Origin of the sequence: Chitinophaga sp. YR573 (genome assembly GCF_900110995.1) — a bacterium.
Classification (GTDB): Bacteria; Bacteroidota; Bacteroidia; order Chitinophagales; family Chitinophagaceae; genus Chitinophaga.
Genome location: NZ_FOJF01000001.1, coordinates 3,526,756 through 3,550,635 on the forward strand (window position 1 = coordinate 3,526,756; position 23,880 = coordinate 3,550,635).

Annotated in this window: 16 protein-coding genes; 14 read left to right on the forward strand and 2 right to left on the reverse strand. The window is 43.2% G+C overall.

The genetic code is table 11. From position 1 onward, the window contains the following. Positions 1-388: 388 nt before the first annotated feature. The 14 genes from rplK (at position 389) to BMW86_RS15075 (ending at position 21,857) form a co-directional block, all read left to right on the forward strand. Positions 389-832: a 50S ribosomal protein L11 gene (gene rplK / locus BMW86_RS15010; protein ID WP_089782543.1), complete on the forward strand. Its 444-nt coding sequence runs from the start codon at positions 389-391 to the stop codon at positions 830-832. A gap of 48 nt (positions 833-880) precedes the next feature. Beyond that, positions 881-1,570, forward strand: a complete 690-nt coding sequence (rplA, locus tag BMW86_RS15015; RefSeq protein WP_089782544.1) for a 50S ribosomal protein L1 — start codon at positions 881-883, stop codon at positions 1,568-1,570. Positions 1,571-1,610: 40 nt separating this feature from the next. Further along, complete coding sequence (gene rplJ, locus BMW86_RS15020) at positions 1,611-2,138, forward strand: 50S ribosomal protein L10 (protein ID WP_089782545.1); 528 nt, start codon at positions 1,611-1,613, stop codon at positions 2,136-2,138. Positions 2,139-2,235: 97 nt separating this feature from the next. Further along, positions 2,236-2,604, forward strand: a complete 369-nt coding sequence (gene rplL / locus BMW86_RS15025) for a 50S ribosomal protein L7/L12 (RefSeq protein WP_089782546.1) — start codon at positions 2,236-2,238, stop codon at positions 2,602-2,604. 249 nt (positions 2,605-2,853) lie between these two features. Next, complete coding sequence (gene rpoB, locus BMW86_RS15030) at positions 2,854-6,663, forward strand: DNA-directed RNA polymerase subunit beta (protein ID WP_089782547.1); 3,810 nt, start codon at positions 2,854-2,856, stop codon at positions 6,661-6,663. 115 nt (positions 6,664-6,778) lie between these two features. Further along, positions 6,779-11,074: a DNA-directed RNA polymerase subunit beta' gene (rpoC, locus tag BMW86_RS15035; RefSeq protein ID WP_089782548.1), complete on the forward strand. Its 4,296-nt coding sequence runs from the start codon at positions 6,779-6,781 to the stop codon at positions 11,072-11,074. Between the two features lie 90 nt (positions 11,075-11,164). Beyond that, complete coding sequence (locus BMW86_RS15040; RefSeq protein WP_089782549.1) at positions 11,165-11,854, forward strand: DUF4397 domain-containing protein; 690 nt, start codon at positions 11,165-11,167, stop codon at positions 11,852-11,854. Positions 11,855-11,977: 123 nt separating this feature from the next. After that, a complete protein-coding gene (locus BMW86_RS15045) occupies positions 11,978-12,592 on the forward strand; it encodes an OmpH/Skp family outer membrane protein (RefSeq protein ID WP_089782550.1) in 615 nt (204 codons plus the stop codon). A gap of 107 nt (positions 12,593-12,699) precedes the next feature. Next, on the forward strand, positions 12,700-14,121 hold the full coding sequence (locus BMW86_RS15050) for an APC family permease (protein ID WP_089782551.1): 1,422 nt from the start codon (positions 12,700-12,702) through the stop codon (positions 14,119-14,121). 561 nt (positions 14,122-14,682) lie between these two features. Beyond that, positions 14,683-15,609: a FecR family protein gene (locus tag BMW86_RS15055; RefSeq protein ID WP_089782552.1), complete on the forward strand. Its 927-nt coding sequence runs from the start codon at positions 14,683-14,685 to the stop codon at positions 15,607-15,609. 75 nt (positions 15,610-15,684) lie between these two features. Beyond that, positions 15,685-18,900 (forward strand): TonB-dependent receptor domain-containing protein, encoded by a 3,216-nt coding sequence (locus tag BMW86_RS15060; RefSeq protein ID WP_255372930.1) that lies wholly within the window; start codon positions 15,685-15,687, stop codon positions 18,898-18,900. A gap of 84 nt (positions 18,901-18,984) precedes the next feature. After that, entirely contained in the window at positions 18,985-20,352 is a 1,368-nt protein-coding gene (locus BMW86_RS15065) for a hypothetical protein (protein ID WP_089782553.1), read from the forward strand. A 64-nt stretch (positions 20,353-20,416) separates the two neighbouring features. Next, the gene (locus BMW86_RS15070) at positions 20,417-21,169 is read left to right on the forward strand and encodes a DUF4397 domain-containing protein (RefSeq protein ID WP_089782554.1); all 753 of its coding nucleotides are present in this window, start codon (positions 20,417-20,419) and stop codon (positions 21,167-21,169) included. 55 nt (positions 21,170-21,224) lie between these two features. Next, complete coding sequence (locus BMW86_RS15075; RefSeq protein ID WP_143056572.1) at positions 21,225-21,857, forward strand: hypothetical protein; 633 nt, start codon at positions 21,225-21,227, stop codon at positions 21,855-21,857. A 107-nt stretch (positions 21,858-21,964) separates the two neighbouring features. Here BMW86_RS15075 and BMW86_RS15080 read toward each other — a convergent pair whose 3' ends face one another. Together BMW86_RS15080 and BMW86_RS15085 are read right to left on the reverse strand one after the other, a co-directional pair. Beyond that, positions 21,965-23,326, reverse strand: a complete 1,362-nt coding sequence (locus tag BMW86_RS15080; protein WP_089782556.1) for a S41 family peptidase — start codon at positions 23,324-23,326, stop codon at positions 21,965-21,967. An 8-nt stretch (positions 23,327-23,334) separates the two neighbouring features. Then, positions 23,335-23,844: an RNA polymerase sigma-70 factor gene (locus BMW86_RS15085; protein ID WP_089782557.1), complete on the reverse strand. Its 510-nt coding sequence runs from the start codon at positions 23,842-23,844 to the stop codon at positions 23,335-23,337. Between the last annotated feature and the right edge of the window lie 36 nt (positions 23,845-23,880).

Genomic DNA, 23,880 nt, shown 5'->3' on the forward strand with positions numbered 1-23,880 from the left:
AATTGGTGGTATTTTATTAAAGATAACAGATAGAAGCGGGGAAGGTTGAGGGCATAAGAGACAATCTTAGGGGGAATTTGGGACAGACTTGTTAACGGGGCTGGGAATTCCGGTAAATTAAATTAGATTTGTCAGGCTCGCCGGGGATGTGTTAACCCAGAATGTTCGTACCGGCGGTTTAAGATAAAATAGTTTTGCAATAGAATTGTAAAATTTTAACCTCAAAATGGTGATAATAGCAAAAAGGATGCCCGAAAGCAAATTCTTTTTGCGAATCAATACATTATTATATACCTTTGCATCCCCTTTAAAAGGTAAAATTTCGTCCTTTTAGTTTTGGGAGTCCCGTCTTAGGCGGAACGTTTTCACCAAATTAAACTGAAACAACATGGCAAAAGAGATCGCAACGTACGTGAAATTGCAGGTAAAAGGCGGCCAGGCCAACCCTGCACCTCCGATTGGTCCCGCACTGGGTTCCAAAGGTGTGAACATCATGGAGTTTTGCAAACAGTTCAACGCCCGCACCCAGGATAAAATGGGTAAGGTATTGCCTGTATTGCTGACTGTTTACACCGACAAATCATTTGATTTTGTAATTAAAACACCTCCAGCACCTGTACAGTTACTGGAAGCAGCCAAATTGCAGAGTGGTTCCAAAGAGCCCAACCGTAATAAGGTAGGAAAGGTAACCTGGGCACAGATTGAAGCTATTGCAGCTGATAAGATGGCCGACCTGAACTGCTTTACTAAGGAAAGCGCTATGAAAATGGTAGCTGGTACTGCCCGTTCCATGGGTATTACTGTTGAGGGTAACGCTCCTTGGGGCAACTAATTGTGTCACCCTGTTGAACAAGCAGGTTAACTTTTAAAACATTTTGCAATGGCAACGAAGAAAAGAAAAGCAGCCGACACAAAGGTGGACAAAAACAAGCTGTACAGCCTGAAAGAAGCATCCACTCTTGTAAAAGATCTTAACTGCACAAAATTCGACAGCTCTGTCGATTTACATATCCGTCTGGGCGTAGATCCCAAGAAAGCTGACCAGGCTATCCGTGGTTCCGTAACGCTTCCCCACGGTACTGGTAAAACTAAACGTGTACTGGTTCTTTGCACTCCTGATAAAGAAGCTGCAGCAAAAGAAGCTGGTGCTGATTTCGTTGGTCTGGATGAATTTATCCAGAAGATCGAAGCAGGTTGGACTGATATTGATGTAATTGTTGCTACTCCGGCGGTAATGCCTAAAATAGGTAAGCTGGGTAAAATACTTGGTCCCCGTAACCTGATGCCTAACCCTAAAACTGGTACTGTTACTAATGATGTAGCTGCAGCAGTGAACGAGGTGAAAGGTGGTAAGATTACGTTCAAGGTAGATAAAGCTGGTATCATCCACGCTTCTATCGGCCGCGTATCATTTGCTTCCGACAAAATCGAACAGAACTCACAGGAGCTGATCAACGCTATCATCAGGTTAAAACCTGCTACAGCGAAAGGTCTTTACCTGAGAGGCCTGGCAATGGCAAGCACCATGAGCCCAAGTATCACAGTTGACACTAAATCTGTTCAAAACTAACTGATTCACCTTCCGGTAGATCAACAAATTGAAAAAAGCTATGAACAAAGATCAAAAAAACGAAGCGATTGAACTGCTGAAAAGCAAGTTCACTCAATATAACAACTTCTACATCACCAACACCGAGTCTCTGACCGTTGCACAGGTGAACAACCTGAGAAAGGTTTGTTTTGATAAGAATGTAGAAATGAAGGTGGCTAAAAACACCCTCATCCGTAAAGCACTGGAATCTCTGGACAGTACTAAGTACGAAGGCGTATACAGCGCACTGAATGGCGTAACTGCCCTGATGTTCTCTGACAGTCCTAAAGAACCAGCCCTGATCATTTCTACTTTCCGTAAGGAAAATAAGAAAGTGGAGAAACCAGAACTGAAAGCTGCTTTCGTAGCAGACGAAGTTTACCTGGGAGACAACCAACTGGCTAGCCTGGTGAAAATCAAGACCAAGAACGAACTCATTGGAGACGTTATCGGTCTGTTGCAATCTCCTGCAAAACGCGTTATCGCTGCTTTGCTGGAAAAAGGCAAGAAAGAAGAAGCTGGTGTAGAAGCTCCTGCAGCAGAATAATCAGTTACCCCCGGGTAACAAACAAAAATGGCTTCCAAGTCAAATTATAAAACACTCTGTTTAACAACATTACAAACATCTTTTAAAAATTATACAAATGGCAGACGTTAAAGCATTAGCCGAACAATTAGTAGGTTTAACTGTTAAGGAAGTACAAGAACTGGCCGATTTTCTGAAAAGTGAATACGGTATTGAACCAGCTGCTGCTGCAGTTGTAGTTTCTGCAAGCGAAGGCCCTGCTGCCGCTGAAGAAAAAACTGCCTTCAACGTTATCCTGAAATCTGCAGGTGCTAGCAAACTGAACGTAGTTAAGATCGTTAAGGATCTGACAGGTCTTGGTCTGAAAGAAGCTAAGGAATTAGTTGACGGCGCTCCTAAACCTTTGAAAGAAGGTGTGAGCAAAGCTGAAGCAGAAGACCTGAAGAACAAATTGACAGAAGCAGGCGCTGACGTTGAAATTCAGTAATTCTTTGCTTAAGGATACCTCTTTATAAGGTCAAAAGTGCTTCTGGCACTTTTGGCCTTCTTCCCTTTGGGAAAGTGTCTTTTCGGAGAGTCAAAAAGGGGAAAATCACCAGGTCGGTGGATTTGACAAATAGGGAAGACAGATAATTTTTGGAGGGTATTTGGCAAAGAAATCTTAATTTCCCCGATTCATGTTGTGATTTGCTTCTTCACAATATTATATAAGTTAATATAACTGCTAACTTCGAATATGTCTCTAAAAAAAGCCCAAACACAAGAAAGAGTAAATTTTGGAAAGATCAAACAAGTTACGGAGACTCCAGATTTGTTGGCTATTCAGATTCAATCTTTCAAGGATTTTTTCCAGTTAGAAACCACACCAGACAAACGTAACAATGAAGGCCTTTTTAAAGTATTTAAGGAGAACTTCCCGATTACAGATACGAGAAATATCTTTAATCTGGAGTTCCTGGACTACTTTGTAGACCCTCCGAGATATACTATAGAGGAATGTATTGAACGTGGGCTTACCTACTCGGTACCGTTGAAGGCTAAACTGCGCCTCAGCTGTAATGATGAGGAGCACGTAGACTTCCAGACAATTGTGCAGGACGTGTTCCTTGGGAACATACCCTACATGACGCCTAGAGGTACATTCGTGATAAATGGCGCAGAGCGCGTGGTAGTATCACAGCTCCACCGTTCTCCTGGTGTATTCTTTGGTCAATCTGTACATCCAAACGGAACCAAGATCTACTCTGCAAGGGTGATCCCGTTCAAAGGAGCGTGGATGGAGTTTGCTACAGACATTAATAATGTGATGTACGCATACATCGACCGTAAGAAGAAATTCCCGGTTACTACTCTGTTACGTGCCATCGGTTACGAAACAGATAAGGACATCCTGCAGCTGTTTGGCATGGCAGACGAAGTAAAAGCAGATAAGAAGAGCCTGGAGAAATACGCTGGTAAGAAACTGGGTGCCCGTGTACTCAGAAGCTGGGTGGAAGATTTTGTGGATGAAGATACCGGTGAAGTAGTGAGTATCGAGCGTAATGAAATCATGCTTGAACGTGACAGTATCCTCGATGAAGCCAATATCGAGACTATCGTGGATATGGGCGTGAAAAGCGTGTTCGTGCAGAAAGAAGAGGTGAGCGGCGACTTCTCAATTATCTACAATACTTTAAATAAAGATACATCCAACTCCGAACTGGAAGCCGTTCAGCATATCTACCGCCAGTTGCGCGGAGCAGATGCGCCGGATGATGAAACAGCAAGGGGTATCATTGATAAATTATTCTTCTCTGATAAGCGTTATGATCTGGGTGATGTAGGACGTTATAAGATCAACAGGAAACTGGGTCTGCCTACACCACTGGATATGAAGGTGCTTACCAAGGATGATATCATCTCTATCATAAAATACCTGGTACAGCTTACGAACAGTAAGGCGGAAATCGATGATATCGATCACCTGTCTAACCGTCGTGTACGTACCGTGGGTGAACAGCTGTACGCTCAGTTTGGCGTTGGTCTGGCCCGTATGGCCCGTACCATCCGTGAAAGAATGAACGTACGTGATAATGAAGTATTTACTCCGGTAGACCTGATCAATGCCAGAACATTAAGTTCCGTGATCAACTCCTTCTTCGGTACCAGCCAGCTGAGCCAGTTCCTGGATCAGACCAACCCATTGTCTGAGATTACGCACAAACGTCGTATCTCCGCGCTCGGGCCCGGTGGTTTAAGTCGTGAAAGAGCAGGTTTTGAGGTGCGTGACGTACACTATAGCCACTATGGCCGTCTGTGTACTATCGAAACTCCGGAAGGACCAAACATCGGTCTGATATCTACCCTTTGCGTACACGCCAAAGTGAACGACATGGGCTTCATCGAAACGCCTTACCGCAAGGTGCGTAACGGTGTAGTGGATATGGACAAAGTGCAGTTCCTGAGTGCTGAAGAAGAAGATTCTGTGAAGATAGCCCAGGCAAATGCACCGTTAGATGCAGAAGGTCACTTCTTAAATGAAAAGGTAAAATCCCGCGAAACCGGTGATTTCCCGATATTAGACAGAGAGGAAGTAGAATACATGGACGTTGCCCCTAACCAGATCGTTGGTTTGAGCGCTTCCCTGATTCCGTTCCTGGAACATGATGATGCCAACCGTGCGTTGATGGGATCAAACATGCAACGTCAGGCAGTGCCGCTGATCAATCCACAGGTGCCTATCGTAGGTACTGGTCTGGAAGGTAAGGCAGCCCGTGACTCCCGTCTGCAGATCACATCAGAAGGTAATGGTACAGTTGAATTCGTAGATGCAAATGAAATCCATGTACGTTACGTACGGGACGAAATGCAGAAACTGGTGTCTTTTGAAGATGACCTGAAAGTATATCAACTGGTTAAATTCGCTAAAACGAACCAGAGTACCTGTATCAACTTACGTCCTGCCGTTAAGAAAGGACAACAGCTGGTATACGGCGACTTCCTTACAGAAGGTTATGCTACCCGTGGTGGTGAGCTGGCCCTGGGTCGTAACATGAAAGTGGCCTTCATGCCATGGAAAGGTTACAACTTTGAGGATGCGATCGTAATCTCTGAACGTGTAGGCCGCGAGGATCTCTTCACTTCCATCCATATCGATGAATATGAACTGGAAGTACGTGATACCAAACTGGGTGAAGAAGAACTGACACCAGATATTCCAAACGTAAGTGAGGAAGCTACTAAAGATCTGGACCAGAACGGTATCATCCGCGTAGGTGCTCACATCAAAGAAGGTGATATCCTGATCGGTAAGATCACCCCACGTGGTGAATCTGATCCTTCTCCTGAAGAAAAACTGCTTCGCGCTATCTTCGGTGATAAGGCTTCCGATGCGAAAGATGCTTCTCTGAAAGCGCCTCCAAGCACAGAAGGTGTGGTAATCGACAAGAAATTGTTCAGCCGCGCCAAGAAAGATAAAAATTCCAAGACCCGCGAAAAAGCGTCCCTGGAAAAACTGGAAAAAGTACACCAGAAGAATGAAGAAGACCTGCTGGAAGTATTGATGAGCAAACTGCTTACTTTACTGAAAGACAGAACTTCATCCGGTATCACCAATACATATGGTGAAGTACTGATCTCCAAAGGTTCCAAGTTCTCTCAGAAGAACCTTGCGAACATCGATTTCCAGAACGTAAATCCGCTGGGCTGGACTACAGACGAGGGTACCAACGATCAGATCAATACACTGCTGCATAACTATAACATCAAGTACAATGAAGAACTGGGTCGCTACAAACGCGAAAAGTTCAACATCTCCATTGGTGATGAGTTACCAGCCGGCGTACTGAAACTGGCGAAAGTATACCTGGCCAGCAAACGTAAACTGAAAGTAGGGGATAAGATGGCAGGTCGTCACGGTAACAAGGGTATCGTTGCCAAGATTGTACGTGATGAAGACATGCCGTTCCTGGAAGATGGTACACCGGTAGATATCGTACTGAACCCATTGGGCGTACCTTCCCGTATGAACCTTGGACAGATTTACGAAACCGTACTGGGTTGGGCTGGTCTGCAGCTGGGATTAAGGTTTGCTACACCAATCTTCGATGGTGCTACCACTGAAGAAATAGCAGACTACATCACAGAAGCTAAACTGCCAAGCTTTGGTCATACTTACCTGTATGATGGAGAAACCGGAGACCGTTTCCACCAGAAAGCAACCGTGGGTGTTATCTACATGCTTAAATTAAGCCACATGGTAGATGACAAGATGCACGCCCGTTCAATCGGACCATACAGTCTCATTACACAACAACCGTTGGGTGGTAAGGCACAGTTTGGTGGTCAGCGTTTTGGTGAAATGGAGGTGTGGGCACTGGAAGCATATGGTGCATCCAATATCCTGCAGGAACTGTTAACCATTAAATCGGATGATATCGTAGGCCGTGCTAAAGCATACGAAGCCATCGTGAAGGGTGATAATATACCAAAAGCAGGCGTTCCGGAATCATTCAATGTATTAATACATGAACTCCGCGGTCTGGGTCTGGATCTGAAATTTGATTAGTAGTTACAAAATATAAGCTATGAGCAAGGCAGTATTTCGTGAAACGGAGTACTGCCATAGCTCTTAGTAGTTGCAGCTTCTAATTCTACATGTGAATTTTCTTTAAACAACATATATGGCCATCAAGAAAGAAAATCGTCCTAAATCAAACTTTAGCAGCATTACCATCAGTCTGGCATCTCCGGATTCCATTCTGGAACGCTCTTACGGGGAAGTGTTGAAGCCGGAAACCATTAACTACCGTACTTACAAGCCGGAACGTGATGGTTTATTCTGTGAAAGGATCTTCGGCCCCGTAAAAGACTATGAGTGCTATTGCGGAAAATATAAACGTATCCGTTATAAGGGTATCGTGTGCGATCGTTGTGGTGTGGAAGTAACTGAAAAGAAAGTACGTCGTGAAAGAATGGGTCACATCCGTCTGGTTGTTCCTGTTGTTCACATCTGGTACTTTAAATCCCTGCCTAATAAGATTGGTTACCTGCTGGGTATGAGTTCCAAGAAACTGGAAACCATCGTGTATTATGAAAGATACGTGATCATCCAGGCTGGTGCCAAACAGGAAAAGGGTATGAACTATGGCGATCTGTTAACTGAAGAAGAATATCTGGATGTACTGGATACGCTTCCAAAAGATAACCAGATGCTGCCGGATGAAGATCCAAACAAATTCATCGCCAAGATGGGTGCTGAAGCGGTAGAGATGATGCTGGCCAGGATAGACCTGGATGGCCTGTCTTACCAGCTCCGTAACCAGGCGGCTACTGAAACCAGTCAGCAACGTAAGGCAGAAGCCTTAAAACGTCTGAGCGTGGTGGAAGCATTCCGCGAAGCGAATGGCCGTGTGGAAAATCATCCTGAATGGATGGTGATGCAATATATCCCTGTAGTACCGCCTGAACTGCGCCCACTGGTGCCGTTGGATGGTGGCCGTTTTGCGTCTTCCGACCTGAACGATCTGTACCGCAGGGTAATTATCCGTAACAACCGTCTGAAACGTCTGATCGAGATCAAGGCACCTGAGGTGATCCTGCGTAACGAAAAACGTATGCTGCAGGAAGCGGTAGACTCCCTGTTCGATAACTCCCGTAAGTCAAACGCAGTGAAAGCAGAAGGTGGTCGTGCCCTGAAATCATTGTCTGATGTACTGAAAGGTAAACAAGGTCGTTTCCGTCAGAACCTGTTAGGTAAACGTGTGGATTACTCCGGTCGTTCTGTTATCGTGGTAGGTCCTGAACTGAAACTGCATGAGTGCGGTCTGCCAAAAGATATGGCGGCAGAGCTGTTCAAACCGTTTATTATCCGTAAACTGATCGAAAGAGGTATCGTTAAAACCGTAAAATCAGCGAAGAAACTGGTAGACCGTAAGGAAGCAGTTGTATGGGATATCCTGGAAAATGTACTGAAAGGACATCCTGTAATGCTAAACCGTGCGCCAACCCTGCACCGTCTCTCCATCCAGGCATTCCAGCCTAAACTGGTAGAAGGTAAGGCGATCCAGTTACACCCACTGGTGTGTTCTGCGTTCAACGCCGACTTTGATGGTGACCAGATGGCCGTGCACGTACCGCTGAGTAATGCAGCAGTACTGGAAGCACAGTTGCTCATGCTGTCATCTCACAATATCCTCAACCCACAGAACGGTACACCAATCACCCTGCCTTCACAGGACATGGTATTGGGTCTGTACTACATCTCTAAGGGTAAGAGATCAACTGAAACCGAAAAGGTAGCAGGAGAAGGTAAAGCATTCTACTCAGCAGAAGAGGTAATCATCGCTTACAATGAGGAGAAAGTAAACCTCCATGCCAACATCCGCGTAAAGGCAACAATACGTAACGAAAAGGATGAACTGGAATGGAAACTGATCGAAACAACTGTAGGCCGTGTAATTTTCAACCAGCACGTTCCAAAAGAAGCTGGTTTCGTAAATGCACTGCTGACTAAGAAGTCACTGCGTGAAATCATCGGTGACATCATTAAATATACTGACATCCCGAAAACTGCGAAGTTCCTGGATGATATCAAACAGCTTGGTTTCCGCACTGCGTTCCGTGGTGGTCTGTCATTCAACATCAATGACCTGATCATACCGGAAGTTAAACAGCACATGATTGATGGTGCTACCAGTGAAGTAGACGAAGTTTGGGATAACTATAACTCTGGTCTGATTACGAATAACGAACGTTATAACCAGATTATCGATATCTGGTCACGTGCAGATACCAAAGTAACAGAAACGCTGATCCGTGAACTGGCAAATGACAAACAGGGCTTCAACTCTGTGTACATGATGCTTGACTCTGGTGCGCGTGGATCCAAACAGCAGATCAAACAGCTGGCAGGTTTAAGGGGATTGATGGCCAAACCGCGTAAGAGTGGTTCCAGTGGCTCTGAGATCATTGAAAACCCGATCCTGTCCAACTTTAAAGATGGTCTGAACGTATTGGAGTACTTCATCTCTACGCACGGTGCGCGTAAAGGTCTTGCGGATACGGCGTTGAAAACAGCGGATGCTGGTTACTTAACCCGTCGTCTCGTAGACGTTGCACAGGACGTGGTAATCAATGAAGAAGATTGTGGTACCCTCCGCGGTATTGCCACTTCTGCACTGAAAGACAATGAAGAAGTAGTTGAACCATTATACGACCGTATCTTAGGCCGTACTTCCCTGCACGATGTGTTTGAACCACACACGGAAGAACTGATCGTTGCAGCAGGAGCTATGATAACCGAAGATGTCGCTCATAAAATTGATAACAGCTCTATCGAAACCGTAGAGATCCGCTCCGTACTTACCTGCGAAAGCCGCAGAGGTGTGTGTGTGAAATGTTACGGTAAGAACCTGGCAACCGGTTATGTAACACAGCGTGGTGATGCCGTTGGTATCATTGCAGCTCAGTCAATCGGTGAACCTGGTACACAGCTGACACTGCGTACGTTCCACGTAGGTGGTGTGGCTGGTTCTACTTCAGTAGATACCGGCTTACAGGCTAAGTTTGATGGTACTGTACAATTTGATGGTCTGAGAACGACCACTTACGAAAACAGTGATGGTGAAAAAGTACAGATAGTAATTGGCCGTACAGGTGAATTACGTATCGTGGATGTGAAGAATGACCGTCTGCTGATCACTAATAACGTTCCTTACGGATCCAGCCTGCTGGTGAAAGACGGACAGAAAGTAGTGAAAGGTGATATCATCTGCACATGGGATCCGTACAATGCCGTTATCGTTTCTGAAATTGCGGGTAGCATTCGTTTCGACAGTATCATAGAAGGTATCACCTTCCGTGAAGAAGCTGATGAACAAACTGGTCACCGTGAGAAAGTGGTAATTGAAACCAAAGACAAGAATAAGATCCCATCTCTGTTTGTAGATGGTAATAAAGAAGCGAAATCTTACAACTTACCGGTTGGTTCACATATCATCCTTGAAGAAGGAGATACTGTAAGAGCTGGTCAGGTTATCGTGAAGATCCCACGTATCCTCGGTAAACTGAGAGATATCACGGGTGGTCTGCCACGTGTAACTGAACTGTTTGAAGCACGTAACCCAAGCAATCCTGCCATCGTATCTGAAATTGATGGTGTGGTAGCTTTCGGTAACATCAAACGTGGTAACCGTGAGATCATCATCGAAAGCCGTGAAAGTCACATCAAGAAATACCTGGTGCCATTGACACGTCACATCCTGGTTCAGGACGGTGACTTCGTGAAAGCAGGTACAGCTTTGTCTGATGGTTCTATCACTCCGGCAGATATCCTCTCCATCAAAGGACCGTTCGCAGTACAGGAATACCTGGTGAACGAAATCCAGGAAGTTTATCGCTTACAGGGTGTGAAGATCAACGACAAACACATTGAAGTGATCGTGCGTCAGATGATGCGTAAGGTGAATATCGAAGATCCCGGAGATACACGTTTCCTGGAAGGTGATACCACCGATAAGTTTGAATTCTTTGAAGAGAACGATCATATCTACGATAAGAAGGTAGTTACAGAACCTGGTGAATCAGGTAACCTGAAAGCTGGCCAGATCGTAACATTGCGTCAGGTGAGGGAAGAAAACTCCTTACTGCGCCGTGCAGATAAACAACTGGTGGAATACCGCGACGCTGCTCCGGCTACTTCCAGCCCACTGTTGCAGGGTATTACCAAAGCATCACTGGGTACTCACAGCTGGATCTCTGCTGCGTCCTTCCAGGAAACAACCAAAGTACTGTCTTCTGCAGCCATCAACGGTAAAACAGATGATATGCTTGGCCTGAAAGAAAACGTAATCACGGGTCATCTGATACCAGCAGGTACAGGTTTACGCGAGTTCGAAAACATGATCGTTGGTTCTAAAGAAGAATACGACATCCTGGCATCTTCTAAAGAAGTATTCCAGTTCGACGAAGAAGAATAGTTTAGTACATCATTGTATAAAAAAAATGTCCCGGCACTTTGCCCGGGACATTTTTTTTACCTGTAACTTTCCGCAACTTTCAAATGTATTATGAAGCAAAGGATCCTTTTAATAGTTATACTTCTTATAACAGGTTTCATCGCCTGTAATAAAAACAGTGATAGTTCTATCCCTGTTACCAGTTCCAGTATCAATGTGGTTTTAGCAGTACCCGGTAAACAATATGATGTAATGATCGACACAGCTACTATTGGTACTAATCTGGGGGCCGGACAAAGTACCGGTTATCACAGCTTCCTGGCAAAACGTTATAACTTATACATCTTTACAGCAGGGAATCACCTGGATACTATTGCGGGCGGACAAATCAGTCTGCGCAATGGTCACTTCTCCTCCGTATTCCTTTCCCTGGACCATAATAATAACCTGCGTTTGCAGGCAGCAGAAGATAATCTCACGCCACCGGCAGCCAACATGGGTAACCTGCGTATCGTGAACCTGAGTGATACTTATGATACTGTTCCCAACCAGGTAACACTCGATTTCTATCTCGGGGATACCTTACGTTTTCAGCGTATCAGTTATACGGCTGTCACCAGTTTTATACCGGTACAGGCAGGAACACATATCCGTGATATCCGTTATGCAGATTCAAGTCTGAGCCTGCGTGGAAATATTGATTCCAACTTTGTAATAGAGAATCAGAAGATCTATAGCTGGATCGTATATGGAAATGCGCTCGTGGCAGATAGTTTTAAACTGGTATCGTTTATGCATTAAAATATCAAATGTGAAAGTGTTGTTAAGATGGCTGGACACTACCTATAATCATGTAAAAACCTTATTTTAGCCGTTCAATTTTTAAATCGAATCAAAGGAGATTAAAAAAATCCACCTAACAACATGCGCACTAGTAAACAATTTGTGAAAAGCGGAGTATTGGCAGCATTGGCAGCCGGAACATTTATGGCCTGTCAGCAACCAGCTAAACAAGGCAGCACACCCGCTGCGGCAACTACAACAGGGAATAATACAGCAACTGTTAATCAAGGGTTTATTATTGCTTATGTGGATATTGACACCGTAGAAGCAAACTATAATTACTTCAAAGAGAAGAAAGCAGAACTGGAAAAGAAACAGCAGGCGATCGATAATGAACTGAAAGCTAATGTAAGGGCATTACAGAACGAAGCAGCTGATTTTCAGCGTAAAGCACAGAGTATGACACAGGCAGACGGTGAAGCCGCTCAGCGCCTGTTATACGACAAACAACAGCAACTGGAAGGCAAAGCACAGAACATGCGTGCACAGTATGCCGAACAGGAAGGTAAGTTCAATGATGAACTGCAGAAAAGGCTGAACGACTTCTTACAGAAGTTCAACAGCGACAAAAAGTATGCATATATCCTTTCCTATCGCTCCGGAGCCAGCAATGTACTGTACAAAGATGAACAGTATAATATCACCAATGAGGTAATTAAAGGGCTGAATGAAGCGGACGCTTCTGAGAAAAAATAATACTTGCTATAGCAAAACATATAAAAAAAACTTTAACTTGGAATCCCGTTCTGTCAAAATAGACTGAACGGGATTTTCTAATTACACCGATATAACCATTAACCTGTATGGAGAACAACCAGAATTCGGCTTTCCGTCCCAGCCTTAGCCTGCTGGATGCTACTATGATTGTTGCCGGTTCCATGATAGGATCAGGCGTATTCCTTGTTTCAGCAGAAATTACCCGTAACCTGGGATCTGCCGGCTGGCTCACACTCATGTGGGTACTGGGAGGTATTGTTACAATTATAGCAGCAGTTAGTTATGGAGAGTTATCCGGTATGTTTCCAAAAGCAGGCGGCCAGTACGTATACCTGCGGGAAGCTTATAATCCCTTTGTTGCTTTCCTGTTTGGATGGACGCAATTCAGTGTAATTCAGACAGGTACGATTGCAGCTGTGGCAGTTGCCTTCGCAAAATTCTCCTCTTATATCATTCCTTCCTTTAGTGAAGAAAACATACTGATGGACCTGGGCTTTCTGAAAGTCTCAGCCGCGCAGATAGTCGCTATCATCTCCATTGTCTTACTCACCTGGATCAATACCCGGGGTATCCGCAATGGAAAGATCATACAGACAGTGTTCACTCTGGCTAAGCTGTTATCGCTGTTTGGTCTGATTATCTTCGGTTTCCTGCTGGGAGCAAAACAGGAGATATGGAATGCGAACTGGGCACATGCCTGGGATGCTGTATCTCTGACACAGAATAACGGAGAAGTCGTAACTACCTTATTATCAGGCCTTGCATTGTTTGGTGCAGTGGCTATCTCCATGAAAGGTTCACTGTTCAGCAGTGATGCCTGGAACAACATTACTTTCATTGCAGCGGAAATCAAGAACCCGCAGAAGAACATTGGCCGTGCATTATTCTTTGGTACACTGTTAGTTACCATCGTTTATGTAAGCGCTAACCTGATGTACCTGGCAGTACTGCCATTACATGATATTGCTTTTGCGGCAAAAGACCGCGTGGCAGTAGCGGCAGCGCAGGAGATTTTCGGCGGGGTTGGTTCTACCATCATTGCAGTGATGATCATGGTATCTACTTTCGGATGTAATAACGGATTGATTCTGTCTGGTGCAAGGATTTATTCTACGATGGCAGAAGATGGTCTGTTCTTTAAAAAAGCAGCCAAACTGAATGCATTTAATGTACCTGCCAACGGGTTATGGATACAGTGCGTTTGGGCATCTCTGTTATGTCTTTCCGGAAAATACAATGACCTTTTAGTATTAGTAATATTTGGTGTATTGATATTCTATGTGTTAACCATACTGGGTATCTTTATCTTACGTAAAAAACGTCCTGAAGCACCTCGTCCGTATAAGGCATTCGGTTATCCTGTGTTGCCACTTATATATATAGTGGTAGCAACTTCGCTGGCTTTGTTACTGTTAGTATTTGAAAGTAATTATGCATTACCCGGACTTGGAATTATCCTGCTTGGTATTCCTTTATACTATATTGCGGTAAGAACACAGACTAAATAGCTAGAGAGGACAAGGAAGGGCTTTAATTCACACAAAAGTTGTATGTAAAAAAGTTGAAATTTTATTTTACTGCTGTGGAACTTTCAGTGAATTGATGTAATTTGCATGAACACTTCCGGACCCGAAGAATGATTTGTGTATAACCCTTGGCGCAACACGTATGAATAGAAAACCCTTTGTCATTAAAAATTTTAAAGGTGTACTATTAGTAACGCGGGGGTATATACCCGCAAAGAACGAGGAAGCATTGTAGAAGGAACGTGTTGTAGAACCTTATTATAAAGACTATATGCCAGCAACATACTATATTCATCAACATTATTTATTGTTAGCAATAAACATTATTTCTCATTAGGTACTAATATAATTAACGGATCCCAAAAGGATCTGCACGATTTGCATTCTCGAACATTCACATGACAATCTTAACAACAAGCGTATGGTATCTACCATACGCTTTTCTTTTGCCCGGCAGGGCCGGTGTTAAGGAATTGTAAACTCCACTTATCCCATTGGTACTTCCCCTATTCATCTGCGTACTCTTATTACCACACACAGGAAATGAAGATAGATCCGCAAATACTTGAAAAATACTTTAAAGGTGACTGCACAGCTGAAGAAGCTGCAATGGCAGAAGCCTGGCTGGAACAACCGGAAACACCGGAAGTAGATGACTGGTTCGGTCAGATGTATGCTTTGAGTCAGCCGGTGAAAATAAAGAAGACAGGTAATCGTATATATCGCCGTTTATACAGCATAGCAGCTGCCGTAGCGGTCTTATTGGGAGTATGTGCATGGTTATGGCAGTCGAGGCTTCAAACGGCCGGTAAAGCGCCTCTGGCGTTTAACTGGGATACGCTCTCCAATAAGAGTAATGATATCAAGCTCTTATCACTGACAGATGGTTCCAAAGTATGGTTAGGCCCGCATTCATCGGTGGCCTATGCGAATAATTATAATGACACAAGCAGGGAGTTGTCACTGAACGGGGAAGCCTATTTTGAGGTAGCACATAATCCCCAACGTCCGTTCAGTGTACGCACAGGTAAGCTGGTGACTACAGCGCTGGGTACTGCCTTTAACATCTCTACGGCTAATCTTGCAGACGGACATATACAGGTAAGTCTGGTAGAAGGTAAAGTCTCTGTAATAGCTGCCTCTTTCTCCTGTATACTACATCCGGGACAGATGGTACAGTATGGTGAAAATCAGAAAACAGCTGTACCGGCAGTATTTAAAGCAAAGGAAGTACTGGATTGGAAATATGGCAAACTGGTATTTGATGGTATGCCATTGAAGGATGTCTTTGCCAAACTGCAGACGAGATTGGGATGCCGGATCATAATGGATAGTACTGTGTCTGGTACACGTAAGGTATCAGGTGTGTTCTCCGCAGGTGAATCATTAGAAAATATACTGGAAGCCATACAATATGTACACGGATTTAAAATAGTGAGATTGAGTAGCAACACGTATGAAATAAAATAGACACAACAAGATCAACAATAACTCCCGGGGGGGCCCGGTTCTGTATTTATTTATAACTAAAAGTAATCTTCAAGTATGCAAAAATCTACAAACAGATTTTGTAATGGGAAAGCTATGCAACTCCTGTTAAGTTTTTTAGTGACAGGTTCTCCTGTGGCGCTGTTGGCGCAATCGTATCAATCATTGTCAGAAAAGGTTTCCGTAAACCTGGAAAATACTACCGCAGATGTAGTAGTGAAATCGCTCGAAAAGCAGACACCGTATACTTTTACGTATGATCCGGAATATCTGCAACATTGTGCATTTTCAACTGTAAAATTTAATAATCAGCCGTTAGGAGATGTACTCCATTTCCTGGATGTATATGCTCCTTTAGATATCGCTTTTGTAAATAAAACAGTCGCATTAAAACAGGGAAAACAGGAACGTGTGGCAGGACAGGATAAAGGTCGGGTTACAGGTAAAATAGTAGACAATAAAAATGAGCCATTACCGGGCGTAACGATACAGTCAAGTGATGGACAGGGCATTGTTACGAGCGTGGACGGTACTTATACACTTAGTCTGCAGCCAGGTACATACACACTTACATTCAGCTATATTTCTTATGATACCCGCAAAGTAACAGATGTAATTGTGAAAGAGAAAAGCATTCTACCGCTGGATATCGTTATGAAAAGTGCGGGTTCTCATCTGAAGGAAGTAACCATCACAGGAAATTATAAACGTGCATCTGTCGAGGGGTTGTATGCATTGCAGAAAAACAATGCATCTATCACAGATGGGATCAGTGCGGAACAGATCAGCCGTACGCCGGATAAAAATATAGGAGATGTATTAAAACGTGTAAGTGGATTAGCTACTGTTGATAATAAATATGTGGTAGTACGCGGATTAAGTGAGCGTTATAACCAGGCCGTATTAAACGGACAGGTAATGCCGAGCACTGAGATGAACAGAAAGAATTTCAGTTTCGATATCATTCCTTCCAATATCGTAGAAAATGTAACAGTTGTTAAAACCCTTACACCAGACCGTAGTGCAGAATTTGGCGGAGGATCTGTGGAAGTGAATACACTGGACATGCCCGCACAGGATTTTCTTAACATCGGCATAGGTGGCAGTACAAATGATAAAACGACCGGTAAAAACTTTCGTACGCTGAAACTGGAAGGGCAGGAGTATTGGGGTAAAGCAGCATCTCACCGCAACCTGTTGGGTAAGCTGGACTGGACGAACACTGCTGATGTAATTGCTAAATATAATGCAGAAAATAAGCAGTCTGTCTCATTTAGTAATAACTGGGGTGTATATGAAATGAAGGCGCCTGTTTCACAGAATTATCAGTTATCAGCAGGTAAAGTATTTCATCCAACATCAAAAGACCAGTTTGGGGTTGTAGTATCTGCGAGTTACCGCAATACGTTTCAGACAAAAGATGTGCGTATGAGCAGAGATGGTTTTGACGGGGCCGGTGACGGTGATGAAGCTGGCAGAGCGGCATTTAGTGGCAAGAGCTATGGCTTTTCTACCAGCCTCGGTGGCTTACTTGGATTGGGATATAAAAATGAACGTACCCGTCTTAGTTTTCAGAGCTTATTCCTGCGTAGCCTGGATCAGCAATTATTGATCGGTTCTGGTTATCACTCAGATCCATCAGGATTTCTTTTAGGGTATTATGATCTTACTACCCAGACTAACTTATGGCAGAACCAGTTGAAGGGAGAGCATGCCTTAGGAAAACGTGGCATCAGGTTAAAGTGGATGGGTAGTTATGTATTACTTGATAAACAAAGACCGGATAATCATCAGCTGAAGGCCACTATGCTGGATAATGATAAACTGGAATCAAATGAATTCAATATCCGCTCACCATTCAGCAGTGGTATTAGTGAAGGGGCCTTACGTTGGTGGAGCCGTACTTATGAGAAGGATTATAACTGGGATCTTGCAATATCCGCTCCTTTTAATCTTGGAACTGGCAAACTAAAGTCTGAGAATACACTAAAAGTGGGTTATGCAGGATGGAGCAAGAACAGGTTGTTCTATGTATTGAACAGTGGGTCAAAAGGATATAACACAGCGGATTTCCCTCCTTTGGCACAGACATTTGTCCCGGAACGTGGTGGTGAGATCTACTTCAACAGGTTTACAGATGATTTCCATAAAACAGCAGTATTACATGGTGTATATGCTATGCTGGACAATAAGATCAATGACCGGTGGAGACTGGTATGGGGTGTAAGAGCAGAAGGTTATAATCTTAATAAGATCAATAATGTACTGGATTCTCTTTTCCGCCAGATCAATGAATCAAGAGGTCCTGGTACTCAGTTGGATTATAGTGCCCTTACAAACCGGGAGCCTAACTGGCGCTTTTTCCCTTCAGCAAACCTTACTTACACTTTAACACAGCAGATGAATCTGCGCCTGGCTTATGCAGAGAGTATTATCCGTCCGGACCTGAGAGAGTTATCTTTCTTTAATGAATATGATTTTGAACTGGGAGGTACTTATGGCAGCAATTTGGTGAAATCCACAACAGTACAGCATTTTGATTTCCGATATGAATGGTATCCTGCAGCTGGTGAAGTGCTTTCTGCAACATTATTCTATAAGAAATTCAGAGATCCTATGGAGATCTATAAACAGGGAGATAACAGGATCTATTTTCTGAAGAATAATAAATATGCGAAGAATTATGGACTGGAAGTAGAGGTAAGAAAATCATTGTCTTTTACCCAGGTACCTGTAATACGTAATATTACCTTGTATGGCAATTTTACAGCATTGTCCTCACGTGTAACCCCTGTAGATATAGATTATGGAAGTCTGGACCCTAATGATCCTAACAAAGTACTGCCAGTTGAAAAGGTAGGTAAAGAAGAAAAGAGACCACAGACAGGTGCCAGTAACTATATGGTAAATGCAGGTTTCTATTATGATATCAAGCCTGTTTCTTTCAGCCTGGTATATAACTATGTGACAAACCGTATGTTCCGCCCTGCGGCATATTACAGTGAATCATTGTTCGAACGTCCGCTGGAATCATTAGACGGACAACTGGCTATCCGTTTGCTGAAGCAGAAGATGCAGTTGAGATTGAATATTTCTAACCTGTTGAACAGTTATTCGGTGGTGTACAGGAATTTCTATAAGGATGCGGCGATCAGCAATCACCAGAAGGATCCGAGTATCAAGGACCTGCTTTATCAGAAGGGACAGGATTTGATAGATTATGAGTCAAGACCAGGCAGAACCTTCAGTATCACAATTGGCTATAGTTTTTAAGAGTAAACGCGTAAACACAAATATATCCTGATCAGGTATTCATTTATCATTCATTCCATCTTTAACAAAACAAAAAGAGAACCCATGAAAAATCGTTCCCTTATTTTATCACTTGCAGCAGTTGTACTGGCATTGGGTACAGCCTGTAAGAAAGAGAACCAGGTTGCCAACAACGACAGGTCTTTAACCGCTGGTCCAATTCATTCCTGCGGAGACAGTACCATTACTGGCGTAATTACATCTAACCTTTCTTTGGATAGTTGTAAAGTTTACAAATTGAGCGGTATCGTGTACGTATCCAACAACGCTACACTGACCATTTCTAAAGGTGCTCTGATTCAGGGTATCAAAGGTGCTCCAGGTGGAACACTGGTAATCACAAGAGGCGCTAAGCTCATCGCTGCAGGTACTCAGTATAGCCCTATCTTATTTACTTCTGATCAGGCAGCACCAGTATCTGGTGACTGGGGTGGAGTTGTTTTACTTGGAAAGGCTGATATCAACCAGGGTGATTCTGCTCTGATCGAAGGTATCGGTGGTGTTCCTCCAGCAAGCCCTTATTATGGTGGTAGCAACAATGCTGATAACTCAGGTGTTTTGCAGTATGTTCGTATTGAGTATGCAGGTTATGAATTATCAACTGACAATGAACTGAATGGTCTTACATTTGGTGGTGTTGGTTCTGGTACTACAGTTGACCACGTTGAAGTTTTCAAATCCAAAGATGACGCATTCGAATTTTTCGGTGGTGCAGTAAATGCTTCTTATCTGATAGCTGTTGATGCACTGGATGATATGTTCGATTTCGACAACGGTTTCTCTGGTCACATTTCTTATGCTTTAGGTATTTCTGATGTTACCCGCGCTGATAAGAGTCAGTCTAACGGTATCGAAAGTGATAACCTGGCATCTGGTGATTCAACAGTATCTCCTTACACTAAGGCTGTTGTTGATCACATGACTATCATCGGTCAGGCTACAGCTGCTGCTGCAAGCATCACCAATGGTCAGCCATCAGGTACTGGTATTTATGGCCGTGGTGCTCATATCAGAAGAAGCAGCCGTATTGATCTCCAGAATTCTATTTTCATGGGCTTCAATAAAGGTATTTCTCTGGATGGTAATTTAGGTAACACTCCATGTGCTTATTCAAGAGGTCTGTCTGTAATAAACAACAACCTGGTTCATGCTTTCGTAACTCCATTCGGAATCGAAGGTACCAGCGCATGTTTAACTACAGCTAACTTTACAGCTGTTGCTCAGTTGCTGAACAGTGGTTACTCAAGTGCTACTCCTAATGCAGGTATATTACTGGTTAATCCTTTCGTAAGGCCTACTACTGCCAGTGCTGCAAATTATTATCCTAGTACATCAAGTGATGCCCGCACATTTGCTGCCGGTGCATTCACATATGGTGGTGCTGACTGGGCTGCAAACTGGTCACGTTTCTAGTAAGATTCAATTATGTAAAAGTGTGGAGAGGCAGCTCTCCACACTTTTTTTAAAAAAAGCAAAAATGATTAAATTTTTCAAGTGCATTTTATTTACCGCTTTGATATTCCTGGCGGCTTGTAAGAAAGGGGAACCTGTGAATGAATATTATTTTGCGTCTTTTACGGCGGAGCTTCTGGCACTACCGGGGACGATGACTGTTGACGTATATGTAGACGATACAAAGGTAGATACGCTTGTGGCAGGTAAGACAATAGGATTATCATCACCATTAATGTTGTCTGCAGGTAAATCAAGCAAGATCATTTTTAAAAAGGCAGGAACAGATACGCTGTTATTGGATACGACAGTAAATGCAACAGCAGGTGCCTTGCTGGCATTAAAACTGGCATACAGCCCAACATTAGGAATACAAAGCTTTATGACAGCCGGCAATGTTGTTATTGCTGCTGATTCTGCTTCGTTTTTCCTTTACAATCAGTTGCCGGTAGAATTACAGGCAGATGATGTACAAATTGATGCATATTTATTCAAATTTAATGGTACAGAATATGAGGATACAGGTATATCCTGGAAAGGATTTGAAAAGAATAAATTACATCCAACTCAGATCTCATTATTGGCCACTGAAAATGAAGTGCCAATATCATATATATTGAAGTTTAAAAACACTGTTACCGGTGAATTCCTGATAGATGCTTTTTCATCTGAAGAGTGTGCCATCAGCCCTATTCCCGGAAAAAGTCAGATCATTACTGCTTATGGTGTACAGCAAAGAGGTAGATGGAAATTTGCTTCACAGAATGCTGAATATTAGTTTCTATTGTTTGTTAACCTCCTCAGCCCTTAAAATAATAACCATTGCTATTGAAATGAGTTTAGTAAAGTTATACCCACTGATAGTGTTTCTTTTTTGCATCAGCTGTAAAAAGGAAGAGGGCAATATACCCGGAAAACAACAGTTGCAGACAATACCGGCCAATGATACCTTACAGGCAATTATTACCGGGAATACCCTGTTGACAAATACACATACATGGTACATTCAGGACTGGGTATATATAAGTAATGAAGCTACTATTCAAATTGAACCGGGTACTGTTATTGATCTGCTGCCAGGAAAAAAGGGGAGTGGTCTAATCATTACCCGTGGTTCAAAAATACTGGCGAAAGGGCAGCCTTATTTCCCTATATCTATTCTTGTAAAAGATACTGTTAGTCCTATCTGGAATGGAATCGTTTTATTAGGGAGAAATTCTCAATCTAAAATGATATTTAGTCACGATAAGCTGGTAGGTGGAAGAGAATTTGTGTATGGAGGATATCTTCCTGAAGATACTTCCGCTATTATGCAATATGTACATATGGATTATGTGCCGCTGAAGGATCCTGCTTTAACTCCTGGTGTTTTATTAATGGGAACGGGAAGTGGAACTGTTATTAAGGATATTAGTTTGCGGGCTACCGGAAAGAAAGTATCCATTAATGACATTCAAAAAGATTAATACCTGCTAAAGAATAGAATACCCCCTTGGCGATTAAAGAGATACGATTCATCTCTCAATCAAATGTTTCAAACAAAGCGTACTGTATCTACAGTACGCTATTATTTTTACCGGGGTATTTTTACAATGTTCATATCTGCTGCCTGCTGTCTTGAATCATAATAACTCCTCACTGCCGTATTTGTTTCTCTTTCTCTTGCACCTCCGTTAATGATATTTATTGCTTTTGCTATCAGGGGATCATTCGTATTTCCAATAGGAGATAAGGGCTGAGTTGCCAGTTCATCCAGCTGATACTGGGGCGTAATCCCCTGTGTATATCCTCCTTCTCCTTTGGCATTTAAGAGATTATAAGTGATGGGCAATATAGCCCAGGGGATGCGTTGTGGTGAACGGGTGTCTCTGATAATAACAGCGCCCTTATCTTTACCAAAGGTGCTTTGCCCAATTTGTACCACCGTTGTATATGGCTTTAGTGAGTTAATTGTTAATTCAGCAGCGGATGCTGTTTTTGCACCGGATAAAATAAACACACGGTTTAATGAAAGCCTGGCACCTGTCAGTGAATTGAAATCAATGGGTGATCCGCTTTCGGGAACGGATAGTGCTGACTTATAAGAGATAGTTCTTTGTCCAAGGTGGTTATTACCACTGTATTTGGCAAAAGTACTTTGTTCATTTATACCAGGTGCTATAAATGCGTTTAACAATGCAGCCCCGGCGACACTTCCACCGGGATTGTAACGCAGGTCGAGGATCAGTTCTGTGGCCTCTGCATTTTTGAATTGCTGAAAGGCTGCTGTAAGTGCCTGGTTGTAATTATCATCAAAAGCATTATAAAACAGGTAAGCGACTTCTTTTCCGCTTATATGCCAGGTAGTGGCCTGGTAAATGGGTTTCTCTGAGAGGGACTGCGCCGCAAGAGTGATGGTACTGTCTTCTTTTATTGTAGTGTTATTGACGGTGGCCATTGTTAATGCGGCAGATGATGCTTCCAGTAATGCGTTGCTTAACGTGGTAGCATTTGTACCGGTAAGAGTAGTACCATTGATCTGTGTGAAATAGTGTCCCCGTTTTATTCCGTTTTGATCGGCAGCAGAGCCGGGCAGTACTATTTTAACCACACCCAATGCCCCTCCCGGAGCTGACGGCCAGTCTATTACGGAGAAATCGATACCATACATATACAACATGTATTTAGGATAGGTAGAGATATCAGCAGGTTTATAGATGAATGAAAACCGGTCTTCTTTGCTTTTTATCTGGTTGAAGAATGCGGTGGTCGTTAGTGTGGTATCTGCTGTAGCGGGGAGCTGATCATTCCACAGGTAAAAGTACTTCATACTGTCCAACATCCAGTTATTGGTCTCTTTCTGCGTAACGGGGCCTGTTGGAACAGGGGTAACAGGTTGATCCTTTTTACTGCAGGCGGCTAACAGCAGGAAAACCAATGTGTAGCGTTTCATCATGAATAGTTTTACATATCGTAATGGGCCATCATTTCCCGCCTGATATATTGCAGGGCCAGGTTGAGGTGATTTCTTACAGTAGTAGGGGAGATGCTTAGCTGGTCTGCTATCTCTTTATAACTTTTGCCTTTATCTCTGCTTAACAGGTAGATATTGCGGCGTTGTTCCGGCATTCTCCCTATTACTTTCTGGATGTGCTGGTGAAATTCTTTATGTAACAGGGAGTTATCTGTTGATGATTGTGAACCGGTAGATATTTTTTCCAGGGATTTTTTCTCCCGGTATAACTTACGTGTTTCATCAATTACAATATGTTTTACATACACGAAGAGAAGCGGAAAGATGTCTTGTCCGGGTTGTACTTTATGCATGTTTTCCCATAGCTTAATAAAGCATTGTTGTGTAATTTCCTGTGCCCGCAAACGGTCTTCGGTTAGTTTGAAAGCAAACCGGTAGACCTTTTCGCGGTTGTCCTCAAACAATTGATCAAAGAGTATTCTGGATGGGTTATCAGACATATAGTTTGATATAAGGTTGCTATTATGGAAAATAAA